The following is a 9,328-nucleotide window of genomic DNA, read 5'->3' as shown; positions in this document are numbered from 1 at the left end:
GTCGGAACGCGCATGACACCGCATTGACCGCCACATGCCCGCCAAAGCGGATGGTGAGGCCGCGCGTCTCTAGCGCGGGCGGCTCCGCCACCGCCCGCGAGAGCGCCGCCGTGGTATCGATGGAAGAGGCGCCCACCGTCATCACCGCTTGTTGCGGATCGGCACGTTCATCTCCTCCGGCTTGATCTCGCGGATCAGCTCGGGCACGCCCCAGGCGAACGCCGGATCAACCTTGATCTTGAAGTGATACATCGACTGCAGGGCCTGGTGGTCTTCCTTGCGGAACGTCATCTTGCCCTTGGGCGTCTCGAACGACATGCCCTCCATCGCGCCGATCAGCTTCTCGGTATTGGTGTCGCCATTGGTCTTCTTGAGCGCCTCGACCAGCGCGATGCCGGCCGACATACCGCCCGCGGTAAAGAAGTCAGGCGGCGACTTGAACTTGGTGTAGTGGTTGGATACCAGCCACTCGTTGGCCTTGTTCTTGGGAATGCCGAAGTAGTAGTACGTCGCGCCTTCCATGCCGGGGAAATTCTTGTAGTTGCTCATGGCGGGCAGGATATTGCCGCCCGTGGCAATCTCGATGCCGTAGCGCTTGGGGTCGAGGTCGGCGATCTTGAACGGATTGCCGGCGCCGGCCCAGATGATGAAGATGATCTTGCGGCCCGGCTTGTCCTTGAGCGAATCAAAGAGCCGCTGGGCGCCGGCCGTGAAGTCCGTGGTGTTGGTGGGCAGGTATTCCTCGTGAACGATCTTGGCGTTCTTGAGCGCGCCTTTGAAAGCCTTCACGCCATCGCGGCCGAAGGCGTAGTCCTGCGCCAGCGTGGCGATCTGCACGCCGGGCTTGTCCAGCGCTACCGCGTTGGAGATGGCGTCCTGCGACGAGTTGCGGCCTGTGCGGAAGATATAGCGGTTCCACTTCTCGCCGGTGATCGAATCCGCCACGGCGGGCTCGACCAGCAGGATCTTCTTGTATTCCTCGGCCACCGGCAGCATCGCCAGCGCGGTGCCGGAAGACGTGGGTCCCACCGCGATGTCCGCGCGATCATCGCTATAGGCCGCGGCAAGCTGGGCCTTGGCGACGTCGGGCTTGCCCTGGGTATCCTTCTCCAGCACCACCAGCTTGTTGCCGTTGACCATCATGGTGCCGTTGGTGGCATAGTCCAGCCCCATCATCAGCCCGGTCTGGGTCTGCTTGGCGTAGGCTTCCAGCGCCCCTGTCTTGTCGTAGACGTGGGCAATGCGGATGTCCTTGGCAAAGGTACCGCCGGCGGCCAGCAGGCCGGCCAGCGCGAACGCGGCTGCGGCTTGGTGCTTGAGTTGCATGCTGTGTCTCCTCTTTGGGTTTCTCTGTTTCTCTTATTGTTGCAAGTAGAGATGCTGCTCGATAACTGCTGATCGCGGCGATTGACCGTGGCCGCCCTATTGCTCCGCTCCTTCAGCCCGCATCCGCGCCGCCCAGGAAGCGGCGCATGCCGGCGGCGGCCTCGGCGCGCGTCACCTGCGCCACAAACGCCGCGCGCTCTCGCTCGAGGCCGTGCGCCAGGACCTCAGGGTCCCAGCGCAGCAGCGCGCGCGTACTCGCCACGCTGCCGGCTACCTTGTCCTTCAGTCCGGCCGCCAGTGACAGCGCCATGGCCTCGGCTTCGCCGGAAGGCGCGAGATGCGTGACCATGCCCAGCGAGGCGGCTTGTCCCGCGGTCAACGTCGTGTTCTCAAGCTGGATCGCGCACGCCCTTGCGGCACCAATCATCTGGGGCAGCATGGCGGTCCAGCCGCCGTCCGGGCTGAAGCCCACCACCGTGTAGTACGGCGCAATGCGCGCGCCCTCGCCCAGCACCGTCATATCGCAGGCGAGCGCCAGGCCCAGCGCGCCGCCGGTCAGCCAGCCCTCCACCGCTGCGATCACCGGGCAACGCAGCGCCGCCAGGCGCAGGATGGCGGCGTTCAGCAGGCCAAGCAGCCGGTGCGCATACTGTTCCAGTTCAGCGCTTTGTGGCGGGAAAGCGGCAAAGGCACCCACGTCGCCGCCCGTGGAAAACGACCGGCCGGCATGGCCGAGCACCACGGCGCGGACGTCCGGATCGGCCTCCACGCGTTCAAGCGCCGCCAGCAAGTCCTCCAGCAACCCTGGCACCAGGCTGTTGTGGCGCTCGGCGCGGTTGAGCCGCAGCACTGCCGTGCTGCCGCTACGCTCGACCAGTACCAGCGCGCTCATCGTGCGGCCAATCCGTGAGAGATCATGTCGAAGGCGGTATCGACCACCTTGTCCATCGACGCCGGCCGCTTCCACAGCGCGTAGCGCATACCGAGGAAATTGCTGATGCCGATCAGGCACCACGCCCGCACTTCGGCATCGCCCGGCGAAATCTCGCCTTGCTCCTCGGCCTTGCCCAGGCGCCGGCTGTAGACGTCGGCGAAGACCTGGAAATAACTGCTGTAGATGGTCTCGTCGACCGAGTAGGAATCGAGCACGATGCGGTACAGGTTCTTGTGGCGCGACACGAAGGAAAGGAAAGCCTTGAGCCCGAGCCGCTCGGCCTCGATCTGCGTTTGCGCCGGCCCCACGTGCTTGCGCAAGTGGGCGCGCACCAGCTCCAGCATGTGCTGCACCAGCGCGCGGAAGATGTCTTCCTTGTCCTTGAAGTAGAGGTAGAAGGTGCCCATCGCCACCTCGGCTTCCTGCGTGATCTCGGAGATCGAAGCCACGTAGTAGCCCTTCTCTCCGAATACTTTTTCAGCGGCGCGCAGCAGTGCTTCGCGGGTCTTCTGGCCGCGTGCGGTCTTGGGCTGGCTTACGCCGGATTCGGTAAGGGACATCGGGGCTCCGCGGTGGACTGGAACCATCGCCATTGGATGCTTCTCACACGGCGCCCCATGCCACGCAAGCCGAGCCAGCCGGCCTGGCTCCGGCCTTCGCCGTCCACGCCGCCAGCGCGGCCCGGCCAGGCTGGCGGGAGACGGGCAGCGGGCAAGCGTTGCTGCTCCTGCACGGGTGGTCGCTATCCGGCGAAGCCTTCGACGGCCAGCGCGCGCTGGCGCGACTCGGCTATCGCGTAATCGCCCCCGACCACGCCGGACACGGCTTGTCTGCTGCGCTGCCGCATGCGGGGCAAGCCAGCATTGCGCGGCTGGCCGCGGATGCGGCAGCGCTGATCGGGCACCTGGGCCTGCGGGACGTCGTGGTGGTCGGATGGTCGATGGGGGCGATGGTGGCCTGGGAACTGATGCGCGGCCATCCCGCGCTGCCGCTGGCCGCCGTCGGCGCCATCGACATGACGCCGCGCCTGGTCGGAGACGCGGAATGGCCGCACGGCCTGCACGGATGCTACGACAGGGTCCAGGCCGCAAGAATGGCCATGCACGTGCGCAAGGACTGGCCCAGCCTGATCGATTCGGTGCGCGCCGGACTCTGGTCCGCCGGCAGCGAACCCGATGCGGCGCAATCAGGCCGCATCACCGGCATCATGCGGCAGTGCGCGCCGGACGCGCTCGCCGCGCTGTGGGAAGACATGGCGCGCCAGGACTATCGCCCGGCGTTGCGCCAGGCTCGCCTTCCCTTATTCCACCTGGTCGGGCAGCACAGCCGACTCTACGCGCCGGCCGTGGGCCTGGCCACACTGGCACTGCAACCGGCCGCGCGCCTTGCCACCGTCGATGGCACCGGCCATGCCCCACATATCGAGCGGCCGGCGGCCTTCAACACAGCCTTGCTTGGGATGCTTGACTGGCCTGGCTTGCCCGCTGCACCGGCGCCATGAGCCGCTACCTTCAGGCCAGCAGCCGGTAGGTCCACAAGCCCAGCGCGGTCAGCAGCAGCGAGCCGCCAAGATGCGCAGCCAGGTGAACCRCCGCCCAGCCATAGTCGCCCGCCATCAGGTTGGCGACAACCTCGCTGGAAAAGGTGGAAAAGGTCGTCAGGCCCCCCAGGAAGCCGGTCACGGCCAGAAGGCGCCATTCGGGCGACAGATCCGCGTGCGCGCCAAAGAATCCTGCCGCCAGGCCGATGAGGTAACCGCCCACCAGGTTGGCCGTCAGCGTGCCATAGGGCAGCGCCGGGTTGGCCGCATTCCACAGGACCGAGAACACCCACCGCAGCCAGGCCCCCATCGCGGCACCGACCCCGACCGCAATAAAACCGAGCCCGCCCATCAGTGCTTGATGCCCGTGTCTTCCGCCTGCACCGGGGTGGCGCTGCCTTCCGGCGCCTCCCCGCTGGCATTCAGCGAGCGAATGCCCCAGCGCGCCAGCGCGGACTCATCGGTCACCCGCGCGTCGACCCAGCGCTCGCCCTCCGGCGTCTGTTCCTTTTTCCAGAACGGCGCTTCGGACTTGAGGTAATCCATGATGAACTCGCAGGCGGCAAACGCATTGCCGCGATGCGCGGAGGCCACCGCCACCAGCACGATCTGGTCCAGCGGCAGCAGGGGTCCGACCCGATGCACGATGGTGACGCCGAGCAGTTCCCAGCGCTCACGCGCAACGGCTTCGATCCGCGCCAACGCCTTTTCGGTCATGCCGGGATAGTGCTCCAGTTCCATCGCGCTGACCGGGCTGCCGTCGTTCATGTCGCGCACGGTGCCGACGAAACTGGCCACCGCGCCCACGCCCGGCTGGCCGTGGCGCAATGCCGCCACCTCCGCGCCCAGGTCGAAATCCTCGCGCTGCACTCTAACGCTCATGTCAGCCTCCGGTCACCGGCGGGAAAAACGCCACTTCGCAGCCGTCGGCCAGCATGCTGTCCGCGCTCGCCACCTCATGGTCCACGGCCATGCGCAAGGCCCGGCCTTCAGCCAGCACCTCGGCCCATGCGCCGCCGCGGGCGCCCAGCCACCGCCGCAGGTCCGCAACGGTGGCCACCGCCGGGGGCACCTCGACCCGTTCCTGTCCCAGGCCCAACTGCTCGCGCACGCTGGCAAAAAAACGCAACTCGATATGCATGGCGGTCTCGCTCCTCATGCCAGCAGGCCGTCGAAAGCGATGTACTGCACGGTGTCGCCCCGCGCGATCGCTTGGTTGGGCGGATTGTCGACCAGGCCGTCGCCCCACACGGTGGAGGTCAGCACCCCCGAACTCTGGTTGGGAAACAGGTCGAGCCCGCCAGCCTGGTTGACGCGCACGCGCAGGAATTCATTGCGGCGGTCGCCCTTGGGCAGGTCGAAATCGGCGCGCAGCGGCAGCCGGCGCGGCAACACGTTCTGCACGCCCTGCAGCCGCAGGATAAAGGGCCGCACGAAGAGCAGGAACGTCACGAAGCTGGAGACCGGATTGCCCGGCAGGCCCAGGAAATAGGCCGGCGCCTGATCGCCGCGCGCTACCTCGCCGAAGGCCAGCGGCTTGCCCGGCTTGATGGCGATCTGCCACAGGTTGAGCCGCCCTTCCGCCTCCACGGCCGGCTTGATGTGGTCTTCCTCGCCCACAGAGACGCCGCCGGACGTGATGATCAGGTCATGCCCATCGGCGGCCCGGCGCAGGGTGTCGCGCGTGGCGGCCAGGGTATCGGGCACGATGCCGAAATCGCTGACCTCGCACCCCAGGTTTTCCAGTAGTCCGCGCAGCGTGAAGCGGTTGGAGTTGTAGATGGCACCGGGCTTGAGGGGCTCGCCCGGCATGGCCAGTTCGTCGCCGGTGAAGAACACCGCCACCTTGACGCGCCGCACAACGTCCAGCGCCGCCTGCCCTACCGAGGCGGCCAGCCCCAGCGCCTGCGGCGTGAGCCGCGTGCCGGCTGGCAGGATCACGCTGCCGGCGCGGATGTCCTCGCCGGCCCGGCGGATCCACTCGCCCGGTTGCGGCGCGTGATTGACGATCACATCGTTGCCTTCCGCCACGCACTGTTCCTGCATCACCACCGCATCCGCCCCCGGCGGGATCAGGCCACCGGTGAAGATGCGGGCAGCCGTGCCGGCCGCCAGCGCCGTGCCGACATGGCCGGCGGGAATGCGCTGGGCCACCCGCAGCCGCGCGCCCGGCGCGGCCACGTCGGCACTTCGCATGGCGTAGCCGTCCATCGACGTATTGTCGGCCGGCGGCACGTCCAGCGTGCTAGATACCGGCGCGGCCAGCACGCGCCCGTTGGCGTCCAGCGTGGCGATGCGCTCGGCTTCGGCGATCGGGCTGGCGCCGGCCAGCAAGGCTTCGAGAGCCTCGGCCATGGTCAGCATGGGGGGACGGGGGGGCGCGGCAGCTTGGGTCATGACGGGAACAGGTAGGTAAGTCAGCGTGAGACAGCAAACCCATGGCCATCCATCCGCCATGGGAAACGGCCCGCGTACCGCCGCCGATACATCCGGGGCAATGCGAGGGCCGTGCGATTCAGCTCGGCAAGTCTGATTGTAGCGAGTTGGCGCGCAGGCGGCAGGAACGCCGCCTGCACGGGCTGGCGCCTACAGGCCCGTGTGGCCGGCGATATAAGCCTTGATCCGCTCCACCTCGGCCGGCATCACCTCGAAGCGCTGCGGCAGGTTTTCGATGCCTTCAAAGCTGGCCGGACGCTCCGGCTCGTGGCCAAGCGCCTCGCGGATGGTGTCGGCGAACTTGGCCGGCAACGCGGTTTCCAGCACCAGCATCGGCACGCCGGGCGTGAGATGCTCGCGCGCGACCTTGATGCCGTCGGCGGTATGGGTGTCGATGGTGATGCCGTAACGCCCCGACAGGTCGCGGATGGTGGCAACGCGGTCCTCGTGCGTGCTGCGGCCCGAGACAAAGCCGAAGGCGCGGATGCGCTCGAATTCCGGCGTGCCGGACAGGTCGAAGCCACCCTTGGTGTCGATGTCGTCGCGGAACATCGTCGCCAGCTTGCCGGCGTCGCGGCCCAGCAGGTCGAACACGAAGCGCTCGAAGTTCGAAGCCTTCGAGATGTCCATGCTCGGGCTGGAGGTGTGATACGTCTCGGCCGACTTGCGCACGCGGTAGGTGCCCGTGCGGAAGAACTCGTCGAGCACGTCGTTCTCGTTGGTCGCGACCACCAGCTTGTCGATCGGCAGGCCCATCATGCGCGCGATATGGCCGGCGCAGACGTTGCCGAAATTGCCGGACGGCACGCAGAACGACACCTTCTGGCCGGGGCCGTCGGTAGCCAGCAGCCACCCCTTGAAGTAATACACCACCTGGGCCACCACGCGCGCCCAGTTGATCGAGTTGACCGTGCCGATCTTCTGGCGGGCCTTGTCCTTGAAGGCCAGCGTGGGACCGTTGGACAGGCCCAGCAGTTGCAGCGGCGCGCCACCCTCTGCGCCCAGCGTGCGCAGCGGCGTGATATCCGCGGTATTGTCGCCGGGGCGGGCGTTGCAGTACACCTCGGCGGTGTAGGTCTTGCGCGTCAGCGCACGCAGGTCCTCAGCCGGGATGTCGTCGCAGAAGCGGTACAGCACTTCAAAGGCGAGATCGGCGTACGACAGCTTGCGCCAGGCCTCCAGCTCGTCGGCCGTGACCTGCGGGTACTCCTGCGGCAGGTACAGGCCGCCGTCCGGCGCCAGGCCGCCCAGCAGGATCTCGGAGAAGGTTTGCGGCATCTCATGGCCGCGCGTCGACTGGTATTTCATCGGTGCGTTCAGTTCAGTTCTTCCATGCGCAGGCGCGTGACGGCCGACAGCACGGTCGGCAGCGCTTCGATCTTGGCGATGGCGGCGTTGACCTGCTTCTCCAGGGTGAGGTGCGACAGCATGATGATGTCGGTCTGCGGCTCGCCTTCACGCGATTCCTTCTGCAGCATGGCATCGATGGAAATGCCGGCGTCGGCCAGGATGCGGGTGATGTCGGCCAGCACGCCGGTCTCGTCCGCCACGCGCATGCGCAGGTAGTACGAGCTGGTGACCTCCTCGATCGGCAGCACCGGCACGCTGGACAGCTCATCCGGCTGGAACGCCAGGTGAGGCACGCGGTGCTCGGGATCGGCGGTGTGCAGGCGGGTCACGTCGACCAGATCGGCGATCACGGCCGAGGCGGTCGGCTCGGCGCCGGCGCCCTTGCCGTAGTACAGCGTGGCGCCCACGGCGTCGCCCTGCACCAGCACGGCGTTCATGGCGCCTTCCACATTGGCGATCAGGCGCTTGGCCGGCACCAGCGTCGGGTGCACGCGCAACTCGATGCCGTTTTCGCGGCGGCGCGTCAGGCCCAGCAGCTTGATGCGGTAGCCCAGCTCTTCGGCGTAGCGGATATCCACGGCCGACAGCTTGGTGATGCCCTCCACATAGGCCTTGTCGAACTGCACCGGCATGCCGAAGGCGATCGAGCTCATCAGCGTGATCTTGTGAGCCGCGTCGATGCCTTCGATGTCGAAGGTCGGGTCGGCCTCGGCATAGCCCAGCGCCTGGGCCTGCTTGAGCACGGTGTCGAAGTCCAGGCCCTTGTCGCGCATTTCCGACAGGATGAAGTTGGTGGTGCCGTTGATGATGCCGGCGATCCACTCGATGCRGTTGGCGGTCAGGCCTTCGCGCAGCGCCTTGATGATGGGGATGCCGCCGGCCACAGCGGCTTCGAAGGCSACGATCACGCCCTTCTTGCGCGCGGCCTCGAAGATCTCGTTGCCATGCACGGCCAGCAGCGCCTTGTTGGCGGTGACCACGTGCTTGCCGTTCGCGATGGCCTTGAGCACCAGTTCGCGGGCAATCCCATAGCCGCCGATCAACTCGATCACGATGTCGATCTCGGGACGGGTGACGACTTCGTTGGCGTCCGCCACCACCTCGACCTGCCCACCGGTCAGCTCGCGGGCGCGCTCGGTGTTGAGGTCGGCCACCATGGCAATCTCGATGCCGCGCCCGGCGCGGCGGCGGATTTCCTCCTGGTTACGTTGCAGCACGTTGAACGTGCCGCTACCGACGGTACCGATGCCAAGCAGGCCTACTTTGATGGGATTCATGGACGATCTGACTCTGAGTTGCTGAAAAATGAATGACGCCGCAAACGGACCGGTTCAGGGCCGCTCAGGCCGCGTGGCCGTGGCGCTTGCGATATGCCTCGAGGAAAYGGCCAACGCGGCCGATGGCCTCGCGCAGGTCTTCCTCGTGCGGCAGGAACACGATACGGAAATGGTCGGGCTTGCCCCAGTTGAAGCCCGTACCCTGCACCAGCAGTACCTTGGACTCCTGCAGCAGTTCGTAGATGAACTCCTGGTCGTCCTGGATCGGGTACATCGACAGGTCGAGCTTGGGGAACAGGTAAAGCGCGGCCTTGGGCTTGACGCAGGTGACGCCGGGAATCTGCGTGATCAGTTCATGGGCAATATCGCGCTGGCGGCGCAGGCGCCCGCCTTCGTTCACCAGGTCGTTGATGCTCTGGTAGCCGCCCAGCGCGGTCTGGATGGCCCACTGGCCGGGCACATTGG

At 66.9% G+C, this 9,328-nt stretch carries 11 protein-coding genes and 1 pseudogene; 1 reads left to right on the top strand and 11 read right to left on the bottom strand.

Annotated elements, in window-relative coordinates; all coding sequences use genetic code 11:
• The 4 genes and pseudogenes from AC1DKD_RS39465 to AC1DKD_RS39450 all read right to left on the bottom strand — a co-directional run.
• Positions 1 to 142: pseudogene (locus tag AC1DKD_RS39465) on the bottom strand (ABC transporter ATP-binding protein); the annotation flags it as partial.
• Positions 142 to 1,326, bottom strand: a complete 1,185-nt coding sequence (locus tag AC1DKD_RS39460) for a substrate-binding domain-containing protein (RefSeq protein WP_035872326.1) — start codon at positions 1,324 to 1,326, stop codon at positions 142 to 144. The pseudogene AC1DKD_RS39465 and the gene AC1DKD_RS39460, both read right to left, overlap by 1 nt.
• A gap of 112 nt (positions 1,327 to 1,438) precedes the next feature.
• Positions 1,439 to 2,218, bottom strand: coding sequence for an enoyl-CoA hydratase/isomerase family protein (locus AC1DKD_RS39455; RefSeq protein WP_441630767.1), 780 nt, complete (start codon positions 2,216 to 2,218; stop codon positions 1,439 to 1,441).
• Complete coding sequence (locus AC1DKD_RS39450; RefSeq protein ID WP_006161576.1) at positions 2,215 to 2,820, bottom strand: TetR/AcrR family transcriptional regulator; 606 nt, start codon at positions 2,818 to 2,820, stop codon at positions 2,215 to 2,217. Before AC1DKD_RS39450 ends, AC1DKD_RS39455 begins: the two co-directional genes overlap by 4 nt.
• Before the next feature lie 32 nt (positions 2,821 to 2,852).
• On the opposite strand from AC1DKD_RS39450, the gene AC1DKD_RS39445 reads away from it, so the two are divergent.
• Positions 2,853 to 3,761 carry an alpha/beta fold hydrolase gene (locus AC1DKD_RS39445; protein ID WP_441630769.1) on the top strand — a complete coding sequence of 303 codons (909 nt, stop codon included), beginning with the start codon at positions 2,853 to 2,855 and terminating at the stop codon, positions 3,759 to 3,761.
• A 10-nt stretch (positions 3,762 to 3,771) separates the two neighbouring features.
• Here AC1DKD_RS39445 and crcB read toward each other — a convergent pair whose 3' ends face one another.
• The 7 genes from crcB to AC1DKD_RS39410 all read right to left on the bottom strand — a co-directional run.
• Positions 3,772 to 4,152 (bottom strand): fluoride efflux transporter CrcB, encoded by a 381-nt coding sequence (gene crcB, locus AC1DKD_RS39440; RefSeq protein ID WP_477144583.1) that lies wholly within the window; start codon positions 4,150 to 4,152, stop codon positions 3,772 to 3,774.
• Positions 4,152 to 4,682 (bottom strand): molybdopterin synthase catalytic subunit MoaE, encoded by a 531-nt coding sequence (gene moaE / locus AC1DKD_RS39435; protein WP_441630773.1) that lies wholly within the window; start codon positions 4,680 to 4,682, stop codon positions 4,152 to 4,154. Before moaE ends, crcB begins: the two co-directional genes overlap by 1 nt.
• A gap of 1 nt (position 4,683) precedes the next feature.
• Positions 4,684 to 4,941, bottom strand: coding sequence for a molybdopterin converting factor subunit 1 (gene moaD, locus AC1DKD_RS39430; protein WP_035872339.1), 258 nt, complete (start codon positions 4,939 to 4,941; stop codon positions 4,684 to 4,686).
• 14 nt (positions 4,942 to 4,955) lie between these two features.
• Positions 4,956 to 6,197 carry a molybdopterin molybdotransferase MoeA gene (locus AC1DKD_RS39425; RefSeq protein ID WP_441630776.1) on the bottom strand — a complete coding sequence of 414 codons (1,242 nt, stop codon included), beginning with the start codon at positions 6,195 to 6,197 and terminating at the stop codon, positions 4,956 to 4,958.
• Between the two features lie 189 nt (positions 6,198 to 6,386).
• Positions 6,387 to 7,544 carry a PALP domain-containing protein gene (locus AC1DKD_RS39420; protein ID WP_477144582.1) on the bottom strand — a complete coding sequence of 386 codons (1,158 nt, stop codon included), beginning with the start codon at positions 7,542 to 7,544 and terminating at the stop codon, positions 6,387 to 6,389.
• 8 nt (positions 7,545 to 7,552) lie between these two features.
• Positions 7,553 to 8,863, bottom strand: a complete 1,311-nt coding sequence (locus AC1DKD_RS39415) for a homoserine dehydrogenase (protein WP_477144581.1) — start codon at positions 8,861 to 8,863, stop codon at positions 7,553 to 7,555.
• Positions 8,864 to 8,927: 64 nt separating this feature from the next.
• The coding region (locus AC1DKD_RS39410) for an aminotransferase class I/II-fold pyridoxal phosphate-dependent enzyme (protein ID WP_477144580.1) at positions 8,928 to 9,328 on the bottom strand (401 nt) is incomplete at its 5' end.

The organism is Cupriavidus sp. 05T313 (genome assembly GCF_056396665.1).
Note: the sequence above shows the minus strand (reverse complement) of the source record. Positions and strands in the feature narration are given on the sequence as shown.

What these genes read in the sequence shown, in the direction of transcription:
- AC1DKD_RS39460 (WP_035872326.1), bottom strand. Translation starts at nt 1,326, where the DNA reads ATGCAACTCAAGCACCAAGCCGCAGCCGCGTTCGCGCTGGCCGGCCTG.
- AC1DKD_RS39455 (WP_441630767.1), bottom strand. Translation starts at nt 2,218, where the DNA reads ATGAGCGCGCTGGTACTGGTCGAGCGTAGCGGCAGCACGGCAGTGCTG.
- AC1DKD_RS39450 (WP_006161576.1), bottom strand. Translation starts at nt 2,820, where the DNA reads ATGTCCCTTACCGAATCCGGCGTAAGCCAGCCCAAGACCGCACGCGGC.
- moaE (WP_441630773.1), bottom strand. Translation starts at nt 4,682, where the DNA reads ATGAGCGTTAGAGTGCAGCGCGAGGATTTCGACCTGGGCGCGGAGGTG.
- moaD (WP_035872339.1), bottom strand. Translation starts at nt 4,941, where the DNA reads ATGCATATCGAGTTGCGTTTTTTTGCCAGCGTGCGCGAGCAGTTGGGC.
- AC1DKD_RS39425 (WP_441630776.1), bottom strand. Translation starts at nt 6,197, where the DNA reads ATGACCCAAGCTGCCGCGCCCCCCCGTCCCCCCATGCTGACCATGGCC.
- AC1DKD_RS39420 (WP_477144582.1), bottom strand. Translation starts at nt 7,544, where the DNA reads ATGAAATACCAGTCGACGCGCGGCCATGAGATGCCGCAAACCTTCTCC.